Origin of the sequence: Kocuria sp. WRN011 (assembly GCF_002295155.1) — a bacterium.
GTDB lineage: Bacteria > Actinomycetota > Actinomycetes > Actinomycetales > Micrococcaceae > Kocuria > Kocuria carniphila.
Genome location: NZ_NSGI01000007.1, coordinates 96476 through 120508, shown reverse-complemented (window position 1 = coordinate 120508; position 24033 = coordinate 96476). Strand labels below are relative to the sequence as shown.

24 protein-coding genes are annotated in these 24033 nt (G+C 64.9%); 15 read left to right on the top strand and 9 right to left on the bottom strand.

Annotation, left to right across the window (positions count from 1 at the left end; all coding sequences use genetic code 11):
* Positions 1-112 precede the first annotated feature (112 nt).
* Complete coding sequence (locus CKW39_RS11190; protein WP_095798199.1) at positions 113-4228, top strand: Pls/PosA family non-ribosomal peptide synthetase; 4116 nt, start codon at positions 113-115, stop codon at positions 4226-4228.
* The gene (locus CKW39_RS11185; protein ID WP_254049384.1) at positions 4225-5625 is read left to right on the top strand and encodes a heparan-alpha-glucosaminide N-acetyltransferase domain-containing protein; all 1401 of its coding nucleotides are present in this window, start codon (positions 4225-4227) and stop codon (positions 5623-5625) included. Before CKW39_RS11190 ends, CKW39_RS11185 begins: the two co-directional genes overlap by 4 nt.
* Here the strand turns inward: CKW39_RS11185 and CKW39_RS11180 are convergent.
* The 4 genes from CKW39_RS11180 to CKW39_RS11165 all read right to left on the bottom strand — a co-directional run bounded on the left by CKW39_RS11180 (position 5622) and on the right by CKW39_RS11165 (position 9647).
* Positions 5622-6266, bottom strand: a complete 645-nt coding sequence (locus CKW39_RS11180; protein ID WP_158222946.1) for a 4'-phosphopantetheinyl transferase superfamily protein — start codon at positions 6264-6266, stop codon at positions 5622-5624. The two genes, CKW39_RS11185 and CKW39_RS11180, sit on opposite strands and share 4 nt — an antisense overlap.
* 113 nt (positions 6267-6379) lie before the next feature.
* Positions 6380-7138 carry a thioesterase II family protein gene (locus CKW39_RS11175; protein WP_095798197.1) on the bottom strand — a complete coding sequence of 253 codons (759 nt, stop codon included), beginning with the start codon at positions 7136-7138 and terminating at the stop codon, positions 6380-6382.
* A gap of 104 nt (positions 7139-7242) precedes the next feature.
* On the bottom strand, positions 7243-8433 hold the full coding sequence (locus CKW39_RS11170) for a hypothetical protein (protein ID WP_143469991.1): 1191 nt from the start codon (positions 8431-8433) through the stop codon (positions 7243-7245).
* Positions 8434-8555: 122 nt separating this feature from the next.
* Positions 8556-9647: a YbdK family carboxylate-amine ligase gene (locus CKW39_RS11165; RefSeq protein WP_095798195.1), complete on the bottom strand. Its 1092-nt coding sequence runs from the start codon at positions 9645-9647 to the stop codon at positions 8556-8558.
* A 157-nt stretch (positions 9648-9804) separates the two neighbouring features.
* Between CKW39_RS11165 and CKW39_RS11160 the strand changes: the two genes are divergently transcribed.
* From CKW39_RS11160 to ribA, 7 genes are all read left to right on the top strand, one after another.
* Positions 9805-10131 (top strand): helix-turn-helix transcriptional regulator, encoded by a 327-nt coding sequence (locus tag CKW39_RS11160; RefSeq protein WP_095798194.1) that lies wholly within the window; start codon positions 9805-9807, stop codon positions 10129-10131.
* Position 10132: 1 nt separating this feature from the next.
* The gene (locus CKW39_RS11155; RefSeq protein WP_095798193.1) at positions 10133-10618 is read left to right on the top strand and encodes an SRPBCC domain-containing protein; all 486 of its coding nucleotides are present in this window, start codon (positions 10133-10135) and stop codon (positions 10616-10618) included.
* A 28-nt stretch (positions 10619-10646) separates the two neighbouring features.
* On the top strand, positions 10647-11198 hold the full coding sequence (locus CKW39_RS11150; RefSeq protein WP_095798192.1) for a CDP-alcohol phosphatidyltransferase family protein: 552 nt from the start codon (positions 10647-10649) through the stop codon (positions 11196-11198).
* A gap of 73 nt (positions 11199-11271) precedes the next feature.
* Entirely contained in the window at positions 11272-11634 is a 363-nt protein-coding gene (locus tag CKW39_RS11145) for a DsrE family protein (protein ID WP_173674309.1), read from the top strand.
* Between the two features lie 78 nt (positions 11635-11712).
* A complete protein-coding gene (locus CKW39_RS11140) occupies positions 11713-12153 on the top strand; it encodes a protein-tyrosine phosphatase family protein (RefSeq protein WP_095798191.1) in 441 nt (146 codons plus the stop codon).
* Entirely contained in the window at positions 12114-12827 is a 714-nt protein-coding gene (locus tag CKW39_RS11135) for a CDP-alcohol phosphatidyltransferase family protein (RefSeq protein ID WP_158222945.1), read from the top strand. Before CKW39_RS11140 ends, CKW39_RS11135 begins: the two co-directional genes overlap by 40 nt.
* Positions 12828-12911: 84 nt before the next feature.
* The gene (gene ribA, locus CKW39_RS11130; protein ID WP_095798189.1) at positions 12912-14315 is read left to right on the top strand and encodes a GTP cyclohydrolase II; all 1404 of its coding nucleotides are present in this window, start codon (positions 12912-12914) and stop codon (positions 14313-14315) included.
* On the opposite strand, the gene CKW39_RS11125 is transcribed toward ribA, so the two are convergent.
* The 5 genes from CKW39_RS11125 to CKW39_RS11105 are packed head-to-tail and all read right to left on the bottom strand — an operon-like array spanning position 14248 to position 18380.
* Positions 14248-15105, bottom strand: a complete 858-nt coding sequence (locus tag CKW39_RS11125) for a lysylphosphatidylglycerol synthase domain-containing protein (protein WP_143469990.1) — start codon at positions 15103-15105, stop codon at positions 14248-14250. The two genes, ribA and CKW39_RS11125, sit on opposite strands and share 68 nt — an antisense overlap.
* A 4-nt stretch (positions 15106-15109) precedes the next feature.
* On the bottom strand, positions 15110-15952 hold the full coding sequence (locus CKW39_RS11120) for a class I SAM-dependent methyltransferase (protein WP_095798187.1): 843 nt from the start codon (positions 15950-15952) through the stop codon (positions 15110-15112).
* Entirely contained in the window at positions 15949-16968 is a 1020-nt protein-coding gene (locus tag CKW39_RS11115; RefSeq protein WP_095798186.1) for a glycosyltransferase, read from the bottom strand. The genes CKW39_RS11120 and CKW39_RS11115 overlap by 4 nt, the downstream gene beginning before the upstream one ends.
* Positions 16965-17348: a 6-carboxytetrahydropterin synthase gene (locus CKW39_RS11110; protein ID WP_095798185.1), complete on the bottom strand. Its 384-nt coding sequence runs from the start codon at positions 17346-17348 to the stop codon at positions 16965-16967. Before CKW39_RS11110 ends, CKW39_RS11115 begins: the two co-directional genes overlap by 4 nt.
* A gap of 54 nt (positions 17349-17402) precedes the next feature.
* Positions 17403-18380 (bottom strand): zinc-binding alcohol dehydrogenase, encoded by a 978-nt coding sequence (locus CKW39_RS11105; RefSeq protein WP_143469989.1) that lies wholly within the window; start codon positions 18378-18380, stop codon positions 17403-17405.
* Between the two features lie 342 nt (positions 18381-18722).
* On the opposite strand from CKW39_RS11105, the gene CKW39_RS11100 reads away from it, so the two are divergent.
* The 6 genes from CKW39_RS11100 (at position 18723) to CKW39_RS11075 (ending at position 24002) form a co-directional block, all read left to right on the top strand.
* Complete coding sequence (locus CKW39_RS11100) at positions 18723-19271, top strand: YceI family protein (protein ID WP_238662985.1); 549 nt, start codon at positions 18723-18725, stop codon at positions 19269-19271.
* Between the two features lie 104 nt (positions 19272-19375).
* Entirely contained in the window at positions 19376-20332 is a 957-nt protein-coding gene (locus CKW39_RS11095) for an arsenic resistance protein (RefSeq protein WP_173674315.1), read from the top strand.
* A gap of 120 nt (positions 20333-20452) precedes the next feature.
* Positions 20453-21139, top strand: coding sequence for a TetR/AcrR family transcriptional regulator (locus CKW39_RS11090; protein WP_254049383.1), 687 nt, complete (start codon positions 20453-20455; stop codon positions 21137-21139).
* Between the two features lie 3 nt (positions 21140-21142).
* On the top strand, positions 21143-21967 hold the full coding sequence (locus CKW39_RS11085; protein WP_095798182.1) for an enoyl-CoA hydratase-related protein: 825 nt from the start codon (positions 21143-21145) through the stop codon (positions 21965-21967).
* An 85-nt stretch (positions 21968-22052) separates the two neighbouring features.
* Positions 22053-23198, top strand: coding sequence for an acyl-CoA dehydrogenase family protein (locus CKW39_RS11080; protein WP_095798181.1), 1146 nt, complete (start codon positions 22053-22055; stop codon positions 23196-23198).
* A 42-nt stretch (positions 23199-23240) separates the two neighbouring features.
* Positions 23241-24002: an SDR family NAD(P)-dependent oxidoreductase gene (locus tag CKW39_RS11075; protein ID WP_095798180.1), complete on the top strand. Its 762-nt coding sequence runs from the start codon at positions 23241-23243 to the stop codon at positions 24000-24002.
* The last annotated feature ends 31 nt before the right edge of the window (positions 24003-24033 follow it).

Sequence of the window (24033 nt, the reverse complement as noted above, 5' to 3'; positions counted from 1 at the left end):
GCGCGTTGATGTGACGCGCGTTCCGGACCGTCGGGGGACTGGACCGGATGAATTTCGCATCGCCAATGGATCGCCGTTGTGAGTCGACGGAGCCCGGCTACCCCTGTGTTCAATGGTTATCCGTTTGGGGGAAGCCTTGTCCGTGGAAAACCACCACACGATTCACGACAGATCACCGATAGACGTAGCCGAAGACCGCGCCGTTTACCCGGTGGAACAGCCTCCCGAGGCGCGCACCTTGGTCGACATCGTGCTCGACACGGTCTCGCAGTCCCCTGATGCGATCGCCCTTGAGGACGAACACCAGCGAGTGGCCTACGGCGAGCTCGAAGACCTGATCGAAACTCATGTCCAGAGGCTGTGGGATATGGGCGTGGGGCGTGGGGACCGGGTCGGGATTCGCGTGCCGTCCGGAAGCATCGACCTCTACGTTGGGATTCTGGCCACGCTATTCGCGGGCGCAGCTTACGTGCCCGTCGACTGGGACGACCCGGATGAGCGCGCACGGACCGTCTGGGAAGAAGCCGGGGTCGCTGCGATTTTCGGTCGGAACCTTGACCTCACTCGGGTTGAGCAGGTCAAGACCACCAATGACATCGGCTCACCACGCACACGCGACGACGCCTGGATCATCTTCACCTCGGGCTCCACAGGTAAGCCCAAGGGCGTGGCCATCACCCATCGCTCGGCCGCCGCGCTCGTCGACGCCGAGGCGCTGATGTGCCTGCAACGCCGGCGGTTGGGACCGGGGGACCGCGTCATGGCCGGACTGTCCGTGGCCTTCGATGCTTCCTGCGAAGAAATGTGGCTTGCCTGGCGCCACGGTGCCACCCTGGTTCCGGCACCGCGGGACATCGTGCGCTCCGGCCCGGATCTGGGGCGGTGGATCGTGGCACATCACATCACCGCGGTATCGACCGTCCCGACCTTGGCGTCGCTGTGGCCCCGCGAGGCCCTGGATACCGTCCGGCTCCTGATCTTCGGCGGTGAGGCTTGTCCGCTGGAACTCACCAAGCATTTGGTCCGTCCGGGTCGAGAGGTCTGGAACACTTACGGCCCCACGGAAACCACCGTCATCGCCTCCGGGGCCATCCTGACGGGTGAGGATCCCGTGCGGATCGGCCTTCCCGTTCCGGGGTGGGAACTCACGGTGGTGGATTCCGAGGGCCAGCCGGTGGCCTGGGGCGAAACCGGTGAACTGATCGTGGGCGGCGTCGGCCTGGGCCGCTATCTGGATCCCGCCAAGGACGCGGAAATGTACGCGCCACTGCCCTCCCTGGGCTGGGATCGTGCCTACCGCACGGGTGATGTGGTCCGCGCGGACCAAGAAGGTCTCGTCTTCGCGGGACGCGCCGATGACCAGGTCAAGGTTTCCGGGCGTCGACTTGAGCTCGGCGAGATCGACGACCACATGTCTCGGGTACCCGGGGTGCGCGCCGGTGCGTGCGCCGTGCACTCCACTCCGGGCGGCAGCAGCGTGATCGCGGGCTACCTGGTCGCCGAATCAGAAGGCTCCGTGGATCTCGCGCAGGCGCGTGTCTGGTTGTCGGAACGGTTGCCGGGGCAGCTCGTGCCCGCGCTGTGCCTGATGGACGAACTACCGCTCAAGACCTCGGGAAAGGTGGACCGCAAGGCCCTGCCGTGGCCACTGCCGAACTCGGGCGGGGACGGGGAGCCGGACCTCGACCCGGAGCTGGAGTGGCTCGCGGAGCTGTGGGCGGACCAATTGGGTCCCTTGCCGTTCACCGCGGACAGTGATTTCTTTGCCCTGGGCGGGAGCTCTGTGGGTGTGGCCCGTTTGGTGTCGGCGTTGCGGCAGACCCATCCGGACACCGAGATTGCCCGCATCTATGCGGACCCGACCCTGCGCGGGATGGCCACCTACCTGGAGACTTTGGAGGCGTCGACCGATTCCAAGGTCGATCCGGAACGTATGCCGGGGTGGACCGGTTGGGTCCAGGGCGCTTTCCTGGTGGGGCTGTGCATTCTCAACGGCTTGCGCTACGTGATGGGCTCGCTGATCGTGGTGTGGGTGCTCTCCGTGGTGGTGGACGCGGCCTGGGTGCCGCAGCCTCCGTTCTGGCCGTTGTTCCTGGGCTGGCTCGTGATGTTCTCACTGCCGGGGCGGGTCTTCATCGGTGCCGGCGCCGTAAGAATCCTGAATGCGGGGCTGAAGCCGGGGCATTATCCGCGTGGTGGCTGGACCCATCTGCGCATCTGGGCCGCGGAACGACTCGTGGTCTTCAACAAGTACGAGCTGTTGCTGGGCACGCCCATGGCCCGCACGCTGCATCGGCTCTTCGGCAACACCGTGGGCCACAGGGCCAGCCTCAATGCCCTACCGCCCGTGACGGGCCTGGTCATCATCGGCGAGAACGCCTCGCTGGAACAGGAAACGGACATCGCCGGTTACTGGCTGGACGGCGACACCCTCCACGTGGGAGCCATCGAGATTGGTGCCCACGCCCGCCTGGGGACACGAACACTCGTGGACCCCGGCAGCCGTGTGGGCGCATGGGCCGAGATTTCCCCCGGTTCTCACGTGAGCGGAACGATTCCTGACGGTGAGCTGTGGGGCGGATCGCCTCTGGAGCACCTGGGGGTGGCCGGGCAGACCTGGCCGGCGGTGGCCCCGCAGGAGGTCCCCGGACTGGGTGCGTGGGGTAAGTTCCAAGCTCACCTGGCGTATTCGGGCGGCGTGGTGCTGATTTCTCTGCTGCCGCTTCTGGCAATCATCCCGGGGTCAGTGCTGGCCCTCGTCAACATCGTTTTCACGGAGCGCTACGAAGAGGTCTTCTCCTTTCTCGCACTCTGGGTTCCTGTCTTCACGGTGCTGACGGCGGCCACCTGGTTGTTGCTCGTGGCCGGCTGCATCCGGCTCGTGGCGGACATGATCACCCCGGGCTACTTCCCGCACACCGGCAAGGTCGCGTGGGCCACGTGGTTCACGGAGATGTTGCTGCAGCGGACTCTGATCTCCACCTATCCCATCTACGCCTCCTGCGTGACGCCGTGGTTCATGCGACTGTTGGGCGTGCGGGTCGGACGCAACGTGGAGATCTCCACCATGGAGTCGATTCCGCACCTCACCTCGTTGAAGGACGGTTCATTCCTTGCGGACCATTCCCTGGTGGCTTCGCATCGTTCCGGCTTCGGATGGTTGAACGTGGGCACCTCGGTGATTGGTGAGCGGACGTTTGTGGGTAACTCCGCGATCGTCGGGCCGGACCGAGACCTGCCCAACGACGTGCTGGTGGCCGTTCTGAGCTCGGCTCCCCACCGAGCCCCGGCCGGGTCCTCGTGGCTCGGGCGCAATGCCGAGCCGATCGCGCGTGCCCAGGCCGACGCCGCCGACGACGTGACGTTCCAGCCACCACACCGACTCAAGGCCGCCCGGGCATTCGTGGAGCTGTTCCGCGTGGTGCCCGCCATGGTGTCCGCGTGGATCGATCTGCTGATCGTGTTCACCCTGACGAGCATTTTCATGACCCACGGGCAGGGGCTGAGCGGTGTGCTCTATACCTTCCTCTGGTCCGGGCCGGTGCTGATCGTCGCCAGTACCCTGGCGTGTCTGGTTCCCGTGGTGGTCAAGTGGTCGCTCATGGGTCGCTTCCGCGCGGGGGAACGTCCGCTGTTCAGTTCCTTCGTGTGGCGCAATGAGCTGGCGGACGTCTTTGCCGAGTCGCTGGCCGTGCCGTCACTGATTCGCCTGAGCATCGGTTCGCCCATGTTCAACATGTGGACCCGACTCATGGGCGCCAAGATCGGCCGCAGCGTCTGGTGCGAGACCTGGTGGCTGCCCGAATTCGACCTGGTCGAACTAGAGGACCGCGTGTCCGTGAACCGAGGCACCGTGTTGCAGACACATCTGTTCCACGATCGGATCATGCGCTTGGAACCCGTGACCATGAAACAGGGTTCCACCCTGGGACCGAACAGCTTTGTGCTCCCCGGCGCCACGATCGAAGACCGCTCAACCGTGGGGCCGGGATCGCTGGTCATGCGCCAGGAGACCGTTCCGGGTGATGGCAACTGGGGTGGCAATCCCATTCAGCACCTCGAACCGGGAGACCAGGCGATCAGCTGTCAGGTGAACCCGGGCCCGCCCGTGACGGGCCAACCCGTACCCATTTATGACGCATCGAACATCCGCATGGCACCGTGGGCAGGTCCCGCGAACACCACACTTGCGGCACACAGCGCAGACACGCAGGAGGCCGTGAAATGAGCGAGCAATCAGCAAAAGTTGTGGTTGAGGGGTACCTACCCCCGGGGCATCGCCCGGCGCCGGGACCCCGGCCGGAACGCCAGGTATGGACGGGTGAGGGCCAGGACCGTGCCGAACCGGTCACGGAGAATGAGCTGTGGACAGCCCAGACTCCCATCATCACCGCCCCGGCCCCCACACCCGCGCCGGCACCCCGTCAGGGTGCGGCCATTCGCAATGTGCCCAGCGCGGACGGCCGGCGCACGAGTCGCCGTATCGTGGGCGTGGATGTGGCGCGCGGGTTCGCGCTGCTGGGAATGGTTGCGGTGCATACCCTGCCCGCAACCGCGGACGCCGCCGGCAACCCGACCTGGACGTGGAGCCTGTTCGGCGGCAACGCGGCGGCTTTGTTCGCAGTCCTGGCCGGAGTGAGCCTGGCGTTCCTGACCGGCGGCCGCAACCCGCGCCGTGGCCGGGACGCCGCCCGGTCACGCGTGTCCCTGGTTGTGCGGGCAATGCTGTTGTTCGGTGTGGGATTGTCCCTGAACTTCCTGGCGATCCCGGCCTACAACATCCTGATCTACTACGGCCTGATGTTCCTGCTTGCGATCCCGTTCACCATGCTGTCCGTCCGGTGGCTGCTGGTCTCCGCCGTGACGTTCGCGGTGGGCTCGCCGTTCCTCATGCAGTGGTCGCTGGATCACATTCCGGCCCACGTGCACGCCAATCCGGACGCGCTGGACTTGGTGACCGAACCGACCACGGTGCTCGCGGAGTTGTTCCTGACCGGTACGTATCCGGCGCTGCCGTGGATGGCCTTCATCTGCCTGGGCATGGCCCTGGGTCGAATGCCTTTGACGCGGGATCGCATCCAGGTTCTGCTGGTGGTCATTGGTGCGGTCGTGGCGGCGGTCGGCAAGGGCATTTCCTTGCTGATGCTGTACCGGTTCGACTTGGAGTATGCGCTGATCGAAGCTACGCCCTGGCTCACGAGCGAGGACGTGTGGACCGCGCAGGTCTACGGCCCCGACCCTCAGCTACCCACCACCACGTGGCAGTGGCTGTTGTTGTCCGGGCCGCACACCAACACGCCTTTCGCTCTCATCGGCGCGGCGGGGCTCGCCATGGTCGCACTCGGCGCTTTCCTGATTGCGAGCAGGGCGATCGGCAGGTGGTTCACTCCGCTGGCCGCGATGGGGGCCATGACGCTCACCCTTTACGCTGCGCACCTGGTGTTCCTCACGTTCGTGGACGTGAGTCCCATGCCGTGGTTCTGGTACCTCGTGCAGGTAGCCGTCGCGGCACTCGTGGCGACCGCCTGGCAGCAGGCTCTGGGTAGCGGTCCTCTGGAACGCGTGGTCACCCGGGCATCCAAGGCCGCCGGGTTGGCGGTCGTGCGGAAACCCGAGGACTCCTAGCCGCCCACCGTCGGCTCGGGAATTGCCTCGGGATCCTCGAGCCACGCGACGGCCATATGCAGGCGAGAACCGCGACGGGTGCGCACTCCCATGACGATCAGTCCGTCGGAGTGGCGCACCCGGTGCGTTGCCCCCACACTCACGACCGACGGGTCGATGGACAGGCCCGTGCCCCGGGCCTTCAGGAGTGCTTCGAGTTGCACCCACGCGTCGGTCACCGCGCGAGGACGACGTCGCTCCGGCTCGTTTGCAAGGCGCGCTCGGTCCGCGGCGTGCAGCACTCGCAGCAACGACTCAGCTTGGGCCGGTGATTGCCGCCGTTCCACGTCGACCCCCACCGGGCGGTTGCCGGTCAGGATCACGACGTAGCCGGGAGTTCGGGCGAGTGAATAGTGGACCCTCTGCGCGCCAGCGCCGCCCTCACTGGTTCGGGGTCGCGCGGGCGCCGGGGCGCCGTTCGCGGAATCCCGGGGCAGGTCCACAGCCTCGGGTTCACAGCCCAAACGGAGAGCCAGCAGCCGACGCAGAATCACCCGGGATTCCAGGAACTCACGGCGAGCAGTCTCGTCTCGCAGGTCCCGGGCGCGAGTCAGTTCGGATTCGGAAAGCCACCCCACCGACTGCGAGGCCCAACGGCTCACGCCGGGTAGCTCCACGAGGTGTAGTTTCAGGTCCGGCGGGGTGTTCCGCAATCGCCGACGCCACTCGGCCCAGTCTGGTTCCTCACGGCCACTCCAGCGCCTCGTAGCGAGGGTCATCGTTCAGGGGCTGAAGGACTCGAGCCCGGTTCACGTAACGCTTGGTGCAGTAATTCGGCCTGCTCGAAGAGCGCATGGTGTCCGCCGTGCAAGCGGAGCGTGCCCACAGGGGCGGTGGTGAAATGGCTCCAGGAATCGACGTCCTGTGCCGGAGCGGTGGCGTCTCCGTCTGCGGTCACCGTCAGCAGGGGGGTATTCAACAGGGGTGGTTCCCGGTCATGACCGAGAGAAGCGGTCAGGTCGGCACGCAGTGGGTCCAGCACCATGGAGCGCATCACGGGGTCTTCCAGTAGTTCCGGGGGAGTGCCACCCAGATCTACGAGCCATGCCACGAGGGCTTGGTCGTCGCGCAAGGCCTCGGAGAGCTCCGGGCTGGGGTCAGGCGGTGGGACTTTCGCCGAAACTACTAAGCGGCGAATCCGCCCCGGGCGATCGCGTTCCATGCGGGCCACGAACTCCGCCCCCAGCAGCGCACCAAAAGAGTGCCCCAGGACATCGGTGGGCAGGTCATCGGCATCGAGGGTGGGTAGCAGCGCTTCGACGGCTTCCTGTACCGCCTCTTCCACGGACGATGCCGCCGGTTCCGCCATGCGGGCCTCACGACCGGGCCGCCGGTGGGCCAGGACTTCGGCGTCGTCGGCGGCTAGTGAACGCCCCGTCAACCCGCCCGCACCAGCGTGGGGAAAGAAGACGAGTCGGCGCTGTGGGTGACTGCCGGGAGTCACCCAGCGGGCCAGAACATTGTGGGTAGCCATACTCGGCACGCTAGCACCGTGCCGAGCTGAACACACCGGGGGTGTGTTGTCCCGTTGGCGGAGGGAGGTGACAACCACGGAGATGACGACCGAGCGAACGTCACTCAAGAGGTTGTGATGACCTGGCTGACGTGTCGCCTTGGGCTGGACGGTGCCGGCTGAGTGGGATGTCCAACACGGAAGGTGAACAGCGCATGCCAACCCGGATCGTGGATGAGCTCATCCAGGGCATCACCGTACTGCGGTTCCAAGCCGAGCTGGTCCTCTCGATCCGCGCGTTCATGGAGTTGGTTCATCGGCTGGGCTGCCAGTTCGTTGGCAGCGATCCAGAGGTGCATTCGCTGCCAGATTCGCCCGGTTCGTAGACGTTCGGCGCGGTCCCGGTCGTTGCGAACCGCAAGGATTCCGAAGGCCCCGGCAGTATTGGCCTGCTCATGTATGGAGGCTATCCACGCCCGTCCGGACTCCTCGGCGCTGGGGTCAGGCAGCATCTTGGCTGCGACAACGGTGGGAGCTTCCAGGCCCATGGTGTCCAGCGTCAATCCGTCCCGGTGTTCCTCGATCGAGTTGCGGTCTTGACACAGCCAGCGCAGGCCGTTGTCATAGGACTGTTCCGTGTCGGCGTTGATGGCTTCGGCGGCACCGGCGAGCAACTCATGCATACTGTCTCGTTCGGTCTTCGAAGTGAACCAGACAATCTGTACAGCCTGCTCGTCATTGAGCCTCTCGAGGGAGTTGAAGGCTGATCGGGGCAACGTCTGAGACGTATCGAAGGGATGTCGGTTGGTATGCCGGTGTGGGATCGCGGCGTAGAGCGATGAGGCCACTGACGGACCGGGGAACAGCGTAACCGAGGCGACGTGGGCCGGATCTTCGGTGCGGGGTGACAACGAAAGCCGGTGTTCGTAACCGTTGGCGCCAGCAGCCAGCAGGAGGTTTTCCAAAGCACCGCCGAGTCCGATATGCATCTCGCGTCCAAAAGGATCAAGGGTTCCGAGATGGCTGGTCCCGTCTTCCAACAGATCGATCCGGGTGTCTTCCATGCGGAACAACCAGGGTTGGGCGTTGTGCGCGTTGGACGCGAGAATGGCCACCGAGACCAGGGCCGCGGGGTCGCCGCGCTCGTGCGCTTGCCAATCGGTCCACGGATCGAAAGCGGGGCCACGCGCGGGGTCTATGACTCCGCGAGACTCTGCACGCCAGGCCCCACCCAGTGCGGCAAGGCCAAGAACAGCACTTGCTCCCTTTAGCACGGTGCGGCGACCAACTCGAGATGGTTGAGTATGCGAGCTCATGGCAACGTTTCCTCAAGAGCGTTGTAGCACGGGTGTGCTGACTCAACTAAATTAGCACGACTGTGCTACATGGGGAAGATGCCCAAGCGCATGGAAACAATCGCCCGCAGTAAATCGTGTCCTCAGTGATCGGGGTGTGCCGTCAACGACGAGTACGCATGCGTCAGCAGCCCCTTCAGTCCACCGTCCTGCATCGCGCGGCGCTGGCGTTCGGCCCCGGTTCCGTGCGAGAGCATCCGGTCCAGGCCGCGCCGGACGACCGCCTCGTCCTCGGGTCCTTCGAAGTAGGGCTGGAGCCGTTCGAGCGTTTCATGAATCAGATCCGCCGCGGGTTTCTGGGTGCTCGTGGTGGGATCCAACAGGGAGCCTGACAGCCCGAACTTCGCCGACTGCCACACGGCAATCTCCAATACTTCGGGTTGGATCTGCGTGACCACCGGAGTATCGAGGGCCATGCGCGATAGGGCGCGAATGAACAGCGCGATGACCACGGCGTCGTCGGCTTCGAGCTGCACGTCGCAGGCCCTGATTTCGATGGTGCCGTGCGCGAACGAAATGCGGGTGAGCCAGGCGAGAGTGCTGGGGCTCTCGACCACGTCGAAGTGCAGGAGCGCATCCAACCGGGCCTGGTAATCGGCCAGATTCTCGTACTGCGGCGGGATGCCATTGGCCATCCATCGGCGGTAATGAATGGACCGCCACGAGGCGAATCCACTGTCGGCGCCACGCCACATGGGCGAATTGGCACCCAGGGCAACCACTAGCGGCAGCCAGGGGCGCAGACCGTTGAGGACTCGGACACCATCTTCGAGGGAGTCCAAACCGATGTGGACGTGCATGCCATTGAGGTACTGATCGGCGGCAATCGCCGGAGTCATTCCCGCCAGCTGGTGATAGCGCTCGCCGGGGGTGATCTGGGCGGCAGCCAGGGCGATGTCGGGCGCGGTACCCACCGCGGCGGCGTCGAACCCCATGGATCCGGTGACCGAGGCGAGTTCGCGGCGGAAACTCAGCAGGGAGTCCAGTGCCATGGCGGCGTCGCTGTAGATGGGGGAGGTGTGCTCGAGCTGGCACGTGAACCATTCCGGCGTGGCCTTGCCGCCGCCAGCGGTAATCTCCAGCAACGCTTCCGCCTGTTGTGGTGCGGGCGTTGCGGGTAGTTGCGTCTCGCGGTCAATGAGGAGGAATTCCTCCTCGATACCAAATGTGGTCACGACTCGTAGCCCCACAATCTCCCGATAGCGGGCTTATCCATGGATGAATGATCGTTCCACATCCTAGCGCCTCGCCATCAGCCCACTGATGGAATATTACTCCGCGCCATGGTCCTAACCTCTTGTACCTACAACCAATTGGTTGTAGGTTTGCGGTATGAGCCAAATCACCAAGGAGCGAACCGACAGTTTGTTCCATGCACTTGCGGACCGGACACGACGCGACATCCTGCGTCGAGTGCTCTCCGAGGGGCAGTCGATTTCGGCCCTGGCTGCGAACTACGACATGTCGTTCGCAGCCGTACAGAAACACGTTGCCGTACTGGAGCGCTCCGGACTGCTGGTCAAACAGCGTCGAGGTCGCGAACAGCACGCACGCGGTGACGTGGAGGCCGTACGATCCGTGGCAATTCTGCTCGACGAGCTTGAGCAAGTGTGGCGAGACCGCATCGACCGCATCGACGAACTACTGAAGGACAGTTGAGATGCCAGTCATCGAGGTCACCAAAGACGTAGAAGCGCATTCGATCACGATCATCGCGGAATTCTCCGCCTCTGTGGAGCGGCTGTGGGAACTGTATGCGGACCCTCGCCAGCTCGAGAAAGTATTCGGACCACCCACTTATCCGGCCACGTTCGTGGAACACGAACTGACGGAGGGAGGTTCTAGCAAGTACTACATGACGAGCCCCGAAGGGGAGAAGTACTGCGGCCTGTGGCGCATCACCAGCGTGAACCGGCCGAACCAATTCACGTTCCAGGACTACTTCGCGAACGAGAACTTTGAACCGGCCGAAGGACTACCCGCGTCAGAGTGCAGCTATTCGTTCGAATCGAACGACCAGAACGTGCGCGCCACGTACGTCTCGGTGTTCGCCTCTGCCGAGGCGTTGCAAGAGGTACTGGATATGGGCATGGAGGAGGGATCGGTATCGTCGATCAATCAGATCGACGCATTCCTGGTCTCCTGACCGTCCAGTTCAAAGGAGCGACATCCAGATGCGCGTCACCCACCAGCTGCCCAACATCTTCACTGCGGTGAGGCTTGCCGCAACCGTTCCGTTGGTCCGTCACATTCGAGGTGGGCGGACCGGTTTGGCAACCTCGGTGGGTGTTGCGCTCTGGGCCGCCACCGACTGGGTCGACGGCGCTCTGGCGCGACGTATGCATTGGGAATCGAAGGTCGGTCAGGCCTTGGATCCGTTGGCTGATCGGGCGGGAATTTCGGCGATCGCGTGGACTCTAGCGAGCGTGGGCGAAATCCCGCGGCGGGTCCCGATCACAGTGCTCGTCGTGGACGTTGCCACAGCCTTACTGACGTCGAAGGCCGCCTACCGCGGTCACCTCAGCGTGTCGTACCTGGGTAAGGTGCGGAGCGCGATCCTCTTCGTGGCGTTGGTGATGGCCGCATCGGGTCCGAGGAAGCGAGGCCGGTTGGGGAGGCTGCCGCATGCTCTGGCCGACCTGGGAGCGGTCCTGCACATAGCAGTCGGTGTCGGATATATCCGAACGGCACACAAGGGAGACGGTCGGGGCCACTGGACCCATTGACTCGTTATCACGGGAGGTCATACTTGTAAATAGGGATTCAACTCGGATCTCTTCAGCCCCATTGGAGGGCATCATGACCAAAGCAGCCATCACACTCACCACAGGCCTCGAAGACGCGGAGAAGGTGACGGTGGCCTTCCTGGTCGCCGTCGGCGCCGCTGAATCCGGGCGAGACACACTCATCTTCCTGACCAAAGAATCGGTGCGCTTGGCCGTCACCGGTTTCACCAAGGGCACTGCCTGCGAAGGATGCCCACCACTACCCGATCTCATGGACCGATTCGCCCACGCTGGCGGGCACTACATCGCGTGCGGAATCTGCGTCAAAGCCAAGGGCGTGGACCCGGATTCACTCGTTGACAACGCTGAAGTTGCGGGCACCGTTCAACTATGGGAGTGGATCGGGGAAGATTCCACTGCCACGTTCAGCTTCTGAGCGGACTGTTCCATCGGAGTCCCGTTCCGCCGCGCGCGGAACGGGACTCGTCCGTTGCGGGGCACCTACGCTTAGGGCATGGGCGTGTGGGATACCGAAGCAGGTGCGGTGAGGCTCCCGGATGGGCGAGCCGTGCGCGGGACCGGAGTGCGGCGTCGTCGGCGTGGGGCGAGCGCACCGGAATTCGCGATCTATCTGCTGGGGAAGGACCCCCGCATCCAAGCGTGGCCGTATCGCTGGGTCAAGTGGCCCGAGTTCCGCACGCCCGCCAACACACTCAACGCCGTGGCGGCACTGCGCGAAGCCCACGAACGGGCGTTGACCGAGCGCGTGGAGATCGCGTGCGGCGGGGGAGTCGGCCGCACGGGAACGGCTATCGCGCTGCTCGCCGTCATGAGCGGGGTGGCCGCCGACGACGCCCTGGCATGGGTCCGCGCGCACTATCACCCGCGTGCCGTGGAGACTCGCGGTCAGAAGCGATGGCTCAGGGATGCCGCGAGGTCGGTGCGCAGCGGATGAATGGTCTTGCTCGACGCCTATTCCTGGCGCTACCGATCCTCACCTCGGCACTGGTCATCGCCTGGCTGCTGTCTCCCCGCTTAATGGATGGTCTGATCTGTGTCCTCGTGACCGTGATCGGATCTGCGCGGAGCCTGTTGCGTCGCGATTCGTGGACCAGCGCGGACGACCTGACCACGCTGCGGCTCGGATTCATCGTGATCGTCACGGCGTTGTTCCTGGCCGACGATGGCCCAGGGTTCACCTGGACCGCCGTGGTGCTGGGAGCAACGGCCCTGGCCATGGACGGCCTGGACGGGAAAATCGCCCGTAGCACCGGGAGCACTCGGGCCGGTGCACTGTACGACGAGGCCGTGGACGCTTTGTTCATCCTCATTCTGTCCATGGGACTCGTTCCCCTGTGGGGTCCCTGGTGTTTGATCCCGGGGCTGATGTACTACGCATTCCACCTGATGAGTGCGTTCCGGCCGACTTGGCGGAGACAGCTTCCGAAATCTCTGAGCCGCAGGGTCATTGCGGCAGCCCAGGGCATTCTCCTGCTCGCCGCCGGTACGCCGATTGCGGTGGCCATCCCGGCCTTCGGGGTGCTGTGCGTCGCCGCCGCGGTGGTGTCGGTGCTGTATTCGTTCGGGCGGGACATCCTGTGGCTGGAACGCCGCCGAGCGGCGTCGTGAGCCTGAAACGGCTGGGCGACACAGCCGCGCCCGTGAATTATCCCGTGGCCCGTCCGGCAGCGTGCTGACCATAGACTGAAACGCATGCAACAGTCAGAACAGGATCACGCTCTTCTGCTCGAGTCACGAACCGTGCTGCCGACCGATCATGGCGTGTTCACCACGTGCGCCTACACCTTTGGGGAGGTCACGCACGTCGCCATGCTGATGGGCGATCCGGCTCAAGCGGACGCGCCGATCGTGCGGATGCACAGTGAATGCCTCACCGGCGACACCCTCGGCTCGCACCGTTGTGACTGCGGAGACCAGTTGGAAGCTGCGCTGCAGGCTATCGCCGCGGAGGGCACGGGCATCCTGTTGTACCTGCGCGGTCACGAGGGCCGGGGCATCGGGTTGGCCGCCAAGTTGCGCGCCTACGCCCTGCAGGATGAGGGCATGGACACCGTGGATGCCAACCGGGCACTGGGTCTGCCGGATGACGCGCGGGATTACACGGCCGCCGCCGAAATGCTGCGCGACCTGGGGACTTCTACGGTTCGGTTGTTGTCCTCGAACCCGGCCAAGGCGGAGGCCCTGACCAGCCTGGGTATTACGGTGGCGGACCGGGTGGTGCTGCCGGTGCTGGACCGGCCCGAGAACTCTCACTACTTGCAGACCAAGCGGCAGCGTATGCGCCATGATCCACTGGCGGGTCGCGTGGCAGTCGAGGACGATACCTTCCCCGTGTACCGGACCCTTGCTGAGCATTCGGAGGTCATCGCACAGCTGGCTCAGAGCGCGGACGGTTTCATCGCGGCTCGTGGCGGGGACGCGGAATTCGTTTCCGGCGAGGCGGATCGCACCCACCTGCATCATCTCCGTGCGGCCGTGGACGCGGTGCTCGTGGGAGCCACCACGGTCACTCGTGACGATCCTCAGCTCACGGTCCGAGCGGTCGAGGGCGAGAATCCCGTGCGCGTTCTGCTGGACCCCCGCTCCCGGATTCCGGTGACCAGCCGCGTGCTGCAATCCCCTGACGCACGAACCCTATGGTTGGTCGGTCAGAACGTTGAGGTACCTTCCGGGTTCGGCGAGCATGTGGAGATCGTGCGGCTTCCCGCGGGCGCGACCCAGGCATCGGGCCCGCAGACGCAGAGCGAGGGTGACGGTGCCACGGGCACCTCGGTGGATCCGGCGGCGGTTCTGCGCGTGGTGCGTGAGCACGTGAGTGGGTCGATCCTGGTGGAGGGCGGCGGCAAGTCGGTCTCCGCGTTCCTGTCGGCAGGGCTGCTGGACCGGCTGTTCCTGACGGTTGCACCGGTGTTGATCGGTGACGGTGTTCCAGGTGTGCGCTTCGAAGGGTCGGCCGTGATGGGTGAGGCGCTGCGCGCACCGTTCCGCCGCTACACGTTCGAGGACGATGTCTGCACCGAGTTCGTGCTCAGCGAGGCAGCGAGAGAGCACGACGCCACGTACCCCAGGCCAGGACAGCCGCACCGGGGAGCGTAGACACCACGGCGAGCAGGCCGTACCCGGTGGCGGCGGTCACCGCCTGATCCGCGGGAGCTCCCAAGGCAGGGGCCAGTGCACCGACCGAGAACTCTCGAACTCCCCAGCCTCCGACTCCCACCGGAAGACTCATGGACGCCAATCCCACGGTCGCAACCGGTGCATGATTCGGCCCGCCCAATTGGGCCATGGCCAGCAGGAAGAGTGCAATGAGGGTGACCACACTCAGCGCCGAGGAACTCCACACGATGACTTGGTCACGGGCCGGCACCCCGCGCAGGCACACGATCGCAGTGGCGAGAAACACCGTGGCGGCAACCGCGGCGATAACGGCCACCGACCGAAGCGCTCCGCCCGTCTCGGCGCTCGCGGCCAGCACGATGGCGGTGGCGATGAACAGACAAGCGGTGGCGCTGAGCCGTTCTGCACCCACGGCCAGCAGGGGAGACCACCAACGCCGTCGCCCCCGATTGCGGTACACGGCCACCCGGGCGGCGTCCCCACCCAGTCCGCCGGGTAGGAGCATGTTGCCGAAAGCTGAGGCGTAGCAGTCGGCCCAGGCCCGGCGGAAACCGAGCGTGATCTGCTGCTGTGACGCCAAGACCTTCCAGCGGATCGCCTGGGTCAGAGCCACGATCAATCCGGCGAGCAGCGCCGCGGCAATGCTCAGTGGGGAAAACACCTGACCACCGGCCAACAGTGCCTGGGTCCCGACTGCGCGCGCCGTGAGCCACAGCAGCACAGCGGTGACCGCGATCATCGCGGTCCGCCGCACCCAGGGTTTCTTCACGGAATCAACCGCCCTTGCGCGAGTCCACCAGCACGTCGAGATGGTCCACGGTCACGTTCAGGTTCTCTGCAACCTGCCTGTTCCTGGTCTCCAACCAGTCCATGGCCTCAGCCTCGGAATCCGGCTCGGCTTCGATGACGGCCGCCACTCGTTCGGTCAGAAACCGCCGGATGAATTCGGCATCTTGGGGCCCACTCAACTGCCAGGGAGTGTTGCCGTGGGCTGTAGGGACCCCACGTTCTCGTGCGGTACGCAGCATGACGTGGCCGCCGTCCGCACCCAGCTTGCCGTCCCATCGCTGATGGGCGGCGAAGGCCTGGGCCAGCCACTCATCCCGGGGGTCGGGCGGGGTCAGGTGCCAGTCCGCGGTGATGCTCAACAAGAACAATCCCAGACCCTTGTAGGTGTCCAGTGTGGTGAGGATGGCGTCCACATCGTCCTGAGTGAGCACGTCCAAGACCGCGCTGCAGGTGAGGAACAGGGAGCCCGGCGCGGGATGCCCCGGTAGGTATTCACCCAGGGCAGTTGGCAGCTCAGACAACCGGGTCACGATGGTGTCGGCCTCCCCAACGTGCTGCGTTGCGATCTCCAGCGACGGTTCATGAGCATCCACGAGCAGCCACTGAATAGTGCGACCGGGCAGCCGAGGCGTGAGATGCTCGCGGAACCAGGCCGCTGACTTTCCGGTGCCGGCCCCGAGATCCACAATCGTCAGCCGACTCTGCCCGCTGGGGTCCGCGTCCAACAAGGCCTGCGCGGCACGGTCCAGTAGCGGCAGGGACTGTTGTCGAGCGGTGTCGTCGAAAGGAACGCGAGCTTCGAGCCAATCCTGGGCGGCTCCGATCATGTCGGGTTCCTTTCCGTGGCGATGTCGGCTGTGGCGGGGGCTTCACACGAAGCCACAGCGGCGAGCACCGTGCGGGCGGTGTCTCCCCAGGTGCGTAGCCCTGGTCGGAGCCTCGCGGCCTCATCGCGCAATGACCCGCGGTACTCGACGTCCGTCAGCCACCGAGTCAGAGCCGCTCCCCACTGGTTTTCCACCAGGGAAAGGGCGAATCCCGCTGCGAGTGCTTCTTCAGCTCCCGTCCCGGCAGATACCAGAGCGGGGATCGCAGCCGACGCCGCCTCCGTAATGACCATCCCGTAGGTCTCGCGATGCGAGGGCAGCAGCAGAAGATCCGACGCGGCCAAGAGATCGTCGATGGCTTGCGAATCTAGTTCACCCGCCATGGTCACGCTGCCCGACGGGAGCTGCACACACGCACGACGCAATTGCTCCGCATATTCCGGATCGGTCGGGGGTCCCGCAAACGTGCAGTGCCACCCGGTTATACCGGCCTCCGAGAGCGCGGCGAGCACGCGCGCGAGGAACAGCTGGTTCTTGTTCTCCTCCACGGCACCGATACAGACCAGGTGCAATCCGGCCGCGGTCCCCGCGGCCGGCTGGCGCGCTCTCACGCCGGGCACTGCTGCGATGGCCTCCAGACCATACAGATCACGCACCTGATCGGCGGCGTGGCGGCTGGTCGTGACGACGGCGCTCGCAGCTGCCAGATTCGCGCGCTCGCGGTCCAATGCGGCCGGGTCAGCGGCGGCCAGGGGAGCGTGGACGAGTTGGATGACCGGTACTGCCAGATCGAGGGGTTCCTTCAGACTGCAGCCGATCAGGCCATCCACGATGATCGGCTCATCGAACTGCGCGGCGAGGTGACGCAGAGCGGCGTCGTCTTGGGCGGACGGATCCGGCCACGCCCCGGGAAGGGCGTGGCGCATGATGGCACCGTCTGCGGCGTCGGCCACGGCGCGGTTGTAGCGGAGGCCGCCGCTGACGCGTCCGAGATCCGGCTCGATCAGTATGGTCACGGGCGCTCTGGCACGGTATAGGCGACCTTGGCGCGGGGATTCTCGGTGAGGGTCACGGTGATTCCGACGTCCGGCTGATCGCTCAGGGAGTCCGCGAGCCGTTGCCCGATGTAGTGCGCAGTGGCCTCGGTGGTGGAGAGCTTGCCCGCGAAATCGGGGTGCTCGTCCAGGTTGGCGTAGCGCAGCGGGGACAGTGCGTCGTCGAGCATCTCCATGGCCTGGCCGATGTCCAGGACCACCGCGTGTTCGTCCAGCTCGGCGCGGGTGAACGTGGCCTCCACCGTGAGGGTGGCGCCGTGCATTCCCTGAGCCGGGCCGAAGAACTCGTCGGGCAGGCTGTGGGCGATCATCACGTGGTCATTGACGGTGAGGCTGTACATGGTTCTCCTGCTCGGGTGGATGGGGCTGGTCAGTGCGTGGGTGTCTGCGGGGCGTCAGTAGGTCAGGATGTGGCAGAGGGTGGTGCGGGCCAGGTCGGTGTCTCCGGTGATCTCGTCCATGACCTCGGGAAGTTCTTGGTGTGGGGATTGGCCGGTCAATAGCGCGTCGAAGCGCTCATCGCGCAGGGTGCGTAGCGCGGTCTGTAGTCGCTCGGCTCTGGTGCGGCGGGCGCGGCGTCCCTCGGCTACCTGACCCACCTGACTGGCCACGATGGACAGCCGACGAGCGTGGAAATCTGCACCCAGGGGGACCGAGGGCGCGCGGGAACCGAACCACGAGGCCTCGACCACCGTGCCGTCGTCACCGGCGATCTCCAGGGCACGGGCCAGACCGGGCTCGGTGCCGGAGGTGTGGATGACGATGTCGTTGTCCGGGGATGCCTCACTGGGATCCACCGCCGTGAGTCCCAGGGAGGTCAGTAGCTGGCGGCGGTCCGGGTTGGTTTCCAGGATCTCGAGCCGATCCAGCGCCATTCCCGAAGCGAGCAGCGCCGTGGAGGTGCCGATCATTCCGGCACCGATGATGGCAACCCGGTCCGCAATGCGCGGGGGCTCCTGCCAGAGAATGTTGAGTCCGGTTTCGGCGGCCCCGGCGAGTAGCGCGCGGTGGTCGGGCACGTCATCGGGAATGCGTTGGACGTCCTCCGTGGTGACCACGTGATGGGTGTGGTGCGGCAGCAGGCCGAACACCCGTGCCCCGAGCCAGTCAGCCGGTCCTTCATCGACAACACCCACGCCCAGGTAGCCATAAGACACGGGGAAGGGGAAGTCACCCAGTTGCTGCGGAGCCCGCATCAGGTGCGCAATGGATTCCGGGACGTTTCCGGTGTGGACCAGGGTCTCCGTCCCGCGAGAAACGGCAGTGGCCACGGTACGGACCCGCAGCTCATGCGCATTGATGTCAGCGTGGGGTTCGGGCACCTCCCGCCACGTGCCCGTGCCTGCTGATTCTGTCCAGTACTGCCAGCCCATGGATTCCACCCTATCTTCAGGGGGAGCGGCGACAGGTCCGTGTGAAGACGCACGAAGATCAAGACTGCCCCGGTGTCGCCCTGACGTAGGGAAATATAGCCGCTTCTTACCCCCAAGTAAGTTGCAGATTCTCGGAAGGCACACGCTAACCCTCCCTCAAGGGTCACCAACTATGGGGTAGCGTGACCAGGGTCCAGTCCGGAATGATTGTTTTGAATACTTTGGGTTGAAGATCTAAACAGTCTCAATGACATGGCGCATAACTACATGGGTTGAGGGTTGAACGGCCGCTGAGGCATTGGTTACAACGGCTCAGCTGGTCCTGACATGGGGGTGTCCTTTTTGGCAATTGATTCGACATTGAACGGCGACTGGTCCATCGATCCGTCGCACTCGCGTTTCGGGTTCTCCACCCGCCACGCGATGGTGACTCGTGTGCGCGGTGCTTTCAACGAGGTTGAAGGTCACGCTCACCTGGACACCGGCGACTGGGACAACTCCACGGTGGAGGTCCGGCTCAAGGTCCAGAGCGTTGACACTCGCAACAACCAGCGTGACCAACACCTGCGCAGCCCCGACTTCTTCGATGCGGAAAATCACCCCGAGATCGTCTTCAAGTCCACCGGTTTGGATGAGGTGGACGAGTCGCAGTTCATCATTTCCGGTGACCTGACCATCCGCGGCATCACGCGGCCCATCACCATCCCCATGGAGCTCTTGGGTATCGACACCGACCCCACGGGCGGGCTGCGCGCCGGCCTCGAAGGCGGCCGACGCATCGACCGCAAGGACTGGGGCGTCTCCTGGAACACCCCCTTGGACTCCGGTGGAGTCCTGGTCAGCGACAAGATCAGCCTGGAATTCGAGCTGTCACTGATCAAGGATCAGTAATTCTGCAAGACTTCTCGCTGGGAGCTCCTCGTCCGAACGGGCGGGGAGCTTCTTGCATATCCGGGGCTGATCCAAGTCGGCGGCGTCTGAACGAGTGAACTAGCCTGGATCGAGTGATTCAGTGGTTCGAGCGGCATCAAGTTGCGCTGTATGTGGCGTCCATCGGTGTTGCGGTGATCGTTGGCCTCACAGTGCCTGGAATCGCCGCTCCGGCGGAGACCCTGATCAACCCCGTCCTCGCGCTGCTGCTGTATGCGACCTTCCTGGGCATCCCGTTCACCCGGCTGGGTGCCGTATTGCGGGACTGGACATTCCTTCGGTCTACCCTCCTGCTCAACTTCGTGCTGGCGCCGGTGGTGGTGTTCGGGCTGTCGCGTTTTGTCGCCCATGATCAGGCCTTGCTCGCCGGAGTTCTCCTGGTGCTGCTGTGCCCGTGCGTGGACTACGTCATGGTCTTCACGGGCCTGGCCGGTGGCGCCCACGACCGTCTCCTTGCAGCCTCGCCCGTTCTCATGCTCGTGCAGATGCTGCTCCTGCCGGTCTACTTGTGGTTGATGGCTGGTACGGATGTGGTCTCGGTCGCGGAGATCGAACCGTTCGTTGAGGCCTTCGTTCTGCTGATCGTGCTGCCGCTCGCAGCCGCAATTCTGACTGAACTGGCAGCACGCACTCGCGTCGTGCGCATTCTGGAGGCCGGTTCCATGGCCGCGATGGTGCCGCTCATGATGCTCACTCTCGCCGTGGTGGTCGCTTCCCAAATTGCCGGGGTCGGCGCGCAGCTAGCAGCCCTGCTGGTGGTGATCCCGTTGTTCGTCGCGTACGCGCTCATCATGTTCGGTCTGGGCCAGTGGGTGGGGCGACGCGGCGGGTACGACGTCGCCGCGAGACGCGCGCTCGTTTTCTCCGGTGTCACGCGCAATTCCCTGGTGATCCTGCCCTTGGCTATTGCGCTTCCCGCGGCCATGGGGCTTGCGCCGTTGGTCGTGGTTACGCAGACCCTGGTGGAACTGCTGGTCATGGTGACCATGGTTCGAGTGGTGCCCAGACTCATCCGTTCCTGAGCGGCGGTATCCAGCGGTGCAATTCGGGTCGTATGAGCTGAGGATCGACACCGAGAATTTCCCTGAATTTTCCGAACCACCTCTTGACGCACCCAAAAAGTGAATCTAGATTCACTAATAATGAATACAGATTCACTCACCCAGGTTTCCGGTGCCGAACCCGTCGAGGCGGCCCGCGACGCAAGGACGCGAGCGCGACGTCGTCAATTGTTGGCCGCCGCCGTGAAGGTGCTGCAGGGCAAGGGCAGCGAGCAGATGTCCATGCAGAGCGTCGCGCAGGAAGCGGGCGTGAGCGTGGGGCTGATCTACCGGTACTTCGCGAACAAGGAAGAAGTGCTGCGCAGCGTGATCGTGGGGGTGCTCGAGGACATCGAGGCTCGTGTACCCGCGGCGATTCTCGCGGCGGGTCCTGATCCGGTCGATCGAGTGGCCGCCGGATTCGACGCCTATTGCCGCGTGATCGCCGAGAACAGCGAGGCCGCCGTGATCACTTATCGCGAGAGCAGCAGGCTGTCAGCCGAGAACCGGAAGGTCATCAAGGAGCTGGAAATGGCCTCCGTGAAACCCCTGAGCGAAGCAACGCAAGACGCTGTGGACGCCGGTCTGTTCGCCCCCGTGGACGTGGATCTGTTCGCCTACAACTTGGTGCTCCTCGCCCACGGCTGGGCCCTGAAGTCCTGGTACTTCCAGCCCCAGCACACCGTGGACAGCTACATCTCTGGCCAACTGGCGCTCGTCCTGTCCGCCGCACTTGCCCCCGAACATCACACCGAGTACTCCCGCTACCTCACCGCGAAAGAGGACTGAAACATGACCGCAGGAACCACCGCACCCGCAACTCCCGAGTTCGAGGACATCCTCTACGAGATCGACGGCCCCACCGCCGTGATCACCACGAACCGGCCGCAACGCTACAACGCGTTCCGCGCGCAGACCGTCCACGAGTTGATCACGGCGTTCCGCCTGGCCTGGGCAGACCGCAAGGTACAAGCAGTGATTCTCACCGGGGCCGGGGAGAAAGCCTTCTGTACGGGTGGCGACGTCAAGCAGCGCGCCGAAACCGGTGACTACGGACCGTCACCTTCCGGAATGTTCGAGATCGGCAACCTGCACAAGACCATCCGGGACATTCCCAAGCCCGTGATCGCCGCGGTCAACGGCCTGGCGATCGGCGGCGGTCACGTGCTGCACGTGATCTGTGACCTGACGATCGCCTCATCCACCGCCCGATTCGGGCAGTCCGGCCCCAAGGTGGGCTCGTTCGACGCCGGTTTCGGTTCCGCCTACCTGGCTCGCGTGGTGGGAGAGAAGCGCGCCCGGGAAATCTGGTACCTGTGCCGCCAGTACGACGCCGCCACCGCCGAACGCTGGGGACTGGTCAACACCGTGGTGGAACCGGATCAGCTGTTGGACGAGGCCAAGTCCTGGGCGGCGGAAATTGCGGAGAAATCACCCACGGCGCTGCGCTTCCTCAAGCAGTCCTTCAACGCGGACACCGACCACCAAGCGGGACTGTCCAACCTGGCGATGTCCGGACTGGACCTGTTCACCGAATCCCCGGAAGGCCAGGAGGGCGCGGCAGCCTTCGCCGAGAAGCGCATGCCCGACTTCAACAGCCACGTGATCAGCCACTGATCCTCGCCACCTCGGGGATAACCGCGGCCGCCAGCGCCACCGCCCCACAAAACACAGCCGTACGTCAGATACAGGAGTCCGAACCATGGAGATGACCCTCAGCCCGGCCCAGGAAGAATTGGTGGCCGCCGCCAGCAGTCTCCAGGAGAAACTGGCCGCCGGGTACCGTGAGCGCGAAACCGCTCGACGGATCGAACCGGAACTACGCCGTGAAATCGGCGCGCTGGGTCTGATCGGACCGGAGCTGCCGTCCGAGTACGGTGGCCGTGACCTGCCGCGATTGACCTCCGGGCTGATCGTGGAACAGATCGCCCGCGGGGATTTCAACGTGGGATACCTGCAAGTCGTCGGCTCACTGGTGGGTCAGATCCTGGCCAGCAATGCCACCCCGGAAACCGCCCGGAAGTACGTTCCGCGCATCACGAGTGGCGAGGGCATCGTGGGGATCGGCCTGTCCGAACCGGAAGCCGGTTCGGACGCCGGCAATCCGAAGATGACCGCCCGCAAGGATGGTGACTCCTGGGTTATCAACGGCGTGAAGTCCATGTCCTTCGCAACCCAGGCGGAAGCCACCGTCATCTTTGCCCGCACGGATCCCGAGGCCGGTCGCGGCCGCGGCATCAGCGCGTTCGTCATTGACCTGGACAGCCCCGGCGTGCGGATCGAACCGGTCGAGGACACCGGCACCCGGGCCGTGGAACGCGGTTTGATCCACTGCGAGGGTGTCCGCGTACCCGCCGCACACCTGTTGGGCAACGAGGGTGCCGGTTTCACCCAGGTGATGCAGGGCTTCGACTTCTCCCGTGCGCTCATCGGCCTGCAATGCCTGGGCACCGCGGAGGTCACGGTCGAGGAAACCTGGGATTACGTGAGTCACCGCGAGGCCTTCGACCAGCCCCTCTCCAAATTCCAGGGTGTTTCGTTCCCACTCGCGGAGGCGGAAACCCAGCTCACCGCCGCTCGGCTCTTGTGCTTGCGGACCCTTCACCTGAAGGACACGGGGCAGAACCACACCAAGGAAGCCGCCATGTGTAAGTGGTGGGCCCCCAAGGTCGCCCACGACGCCATCACCCAGTGCCTGTTGCTGCACGGCCAGTTCGGTTATCGCACTGACAAGCCCATCGAACAACGCATGCGTGACGTGCTCGGTCTCCAGATCGGGGACGGCACCGCTCAGATCATGAAGCTCATCATCGCCCGCCAATCCGCCGGCCGACAGTTCGCCCCGTAAACCGGGCCCCACCGTTTCGCACCGAGGAAAGGACCTCACACCATGACCGCTCAGACTTCAGAATCCACCGCCACCCGCGTGGCCATCGTGACCGGCGCCGGCCAGGGGATCGGCGCGGCCATCGCCGAGCGCCTCGCCCAGGACGGGCTGCGCGTGGTCATCGCCGATCTCAACGAAGAGACGGCCACCGCCACCGCCGACCGCATCGGCGACCAGGCCATGGGGGTGCGCGCCGATATCACCAGCCCCGACGACGTCGCCGCCCTCGTTTCGCACGTGCTCGACACCTGGGGCAGCATCGACGTGCTCGTCAACAATGCCGGCTGGGACAAGGTCGGTCCGTTCCTGGACAGCACACCCGAGACCTGGGAACGCATCATCGGCATCAACCTGATGGGCACCCTGACCATGAGTCACGCGGTGATGAGTGTGATGAAGGACCAGGGCTCGGGCACCGTGATCAACATCGGTTCCGACGCCGCTCGCGTGGGGTCCACGGGCGAGGCCGTCTATTCCGCGTGCAAGGGCGGGCTGGTCGCGTTCTCCAAGACGATGGCGCGCGAGCTCGCCCGCTACGGGGTCACGGTCAACGCCGTGTGCCCCGGCCCCGCCGACACGCCCCTGTTCGAGGAGATCGGCAAGGACAACCCCAAGCTGCGCGAATCCCTGGAACGAGCGATCCCGCTGCGTCGCCTGGCCCAGCCCGAGGACCTCGCCAACGCCGTGGCCTTCATGGCCTCCCCGCAGTCCAACTACATCACCGGCCAGACGCTGTCCGTCAGCGGCGGCCTCACCATGATCTGACGCTGCGCACAACCCCCGCGGCAGCCACCGC

Bases quoted from the DNA above. Each gene is read 5' to 3' on its own strand.
- CKW39_RS11075 (WP_095798180.1), top strand. From the start codon at position 23,241: ATGACCGCTCAGACTTCAGAATCCACCGCCACCCGCGTGGCCATCGTG.
- CKW39_RS11150 (WP_095798192.1), top strand. From the start codon at position 10,647: ATGCGCGTCACCCACCAGCTGCCCAACATCTTCACTGCGGTGAGGCTT.
- CKW39_RS11140 (WP_095798191.1), top strand. From the start codon at position 11,713: ATGGGCGTGTGGGATACCGAAGCAGGTGCGGTGAGGCTCCCGGATGGG.
- CKW39_RS11185 (WP_254049384.1), top strand. From the start codon at position 4,225: ATGAGCGAGCAATCAGCAAAAGTTGTGGTTGAGGGGTACCTACCCCCG.
- CKW39_RS11090 (WP_254049383.1), top strand. From the start codon at position 20,453: ATGAATACAGATTCACTCACCCAGGTTTCCGGTGCCGAACCCGTCGAG.
- CKW39_RS11085 (WP_095798182.1), top strand. From the start codon at position 21,143: ATGACCGCAGGAACCACCGCACCCGCAACTCCCGAGTTCGAGGACATC.
- CKW39_RS11145 (WP_173674309.1), top strand. From the start codon at position 11,272: ATGACCAAAGCAGCCATCACACTCACCACAGGCCTCGAAGACGCGGAG.
- ribA (WP_095798189.1), top strand. From the start codon at position 12,912: ATGCAACAGTCAGAACAGGATCACGCTCTTCTGCTCGAGTCACGAACC.
- CKW39_RS11120 (WP_095798187.1), bottom strand. From the start codon at position 15,952: ATGATCGGAGCCGCCCAGGATTGGCTCGAAGCTCGCGTTCCTTTCGAC.
- CKW39_RS11160 (WP_095798194.1), top strand. From the start codon at position 9,805: ATGAGCCAAATCACCAAGGAGCGAACCGACAGTTTGTTCCATGCACTT.
- CKW39_RS11190 (WP_095798199.1), top strand. From the start codon at position 113: ATGGTTATCCGTTTGGGGGAAGCCTTGTCCGTGGAAAACCACCACACG.
- CKW39_RS11105 (WP_143469989.1), bottom strand. From the start codon at position 18,380: ATGGGCTGGCAGTACTGGACAGAATCAGCAGGCACGGGCACGTGGCGG.
- CKW39_RS11110 (WP_095798185.1), bottom strand. From the start codon at position 17,348: ATGTACAGCCTCACCGTCAATGACCACGTGATGATCGCCCACAGCCTG.
- CKW39_RS11170 (WP_143469991.1), bottom strand. From the start codon at position 8,433: ATGAGCTCGCATACTCAACCATCTCGAGTTGGTCGCCGCACCGTGCTA.
- CKW39_RS11135 (WP_158222945.1), top strand. From the start codon at position 12,114: ATGGCTCAGGGATGCCGCGAGGTCGGTGCGCAGCGGATGAATGGTCTT.
- CKW39_RS11080 (WP_095798181.1), top strand. From the start codon at position 22,053: ATGGAGATGACCCTCAGCCCGGCCCAGGAAGAATTGGTGGCCGCCGCC.
- CKW39_RS11155 (WP_095798193.1), top strand. From the start codon at position 10,133: ATGCCAGTCATCGAGGTCACCAAAGACGTAGAAGCGCATTCGATCACG.
- CKW39_RS11175 (WP_095798197.1), bottom strand. From the start codon at position 7,138: ATGGCTACCCACAATGTTCTGGCCCGCTGGGTGACTCCCGGCAGTCAC.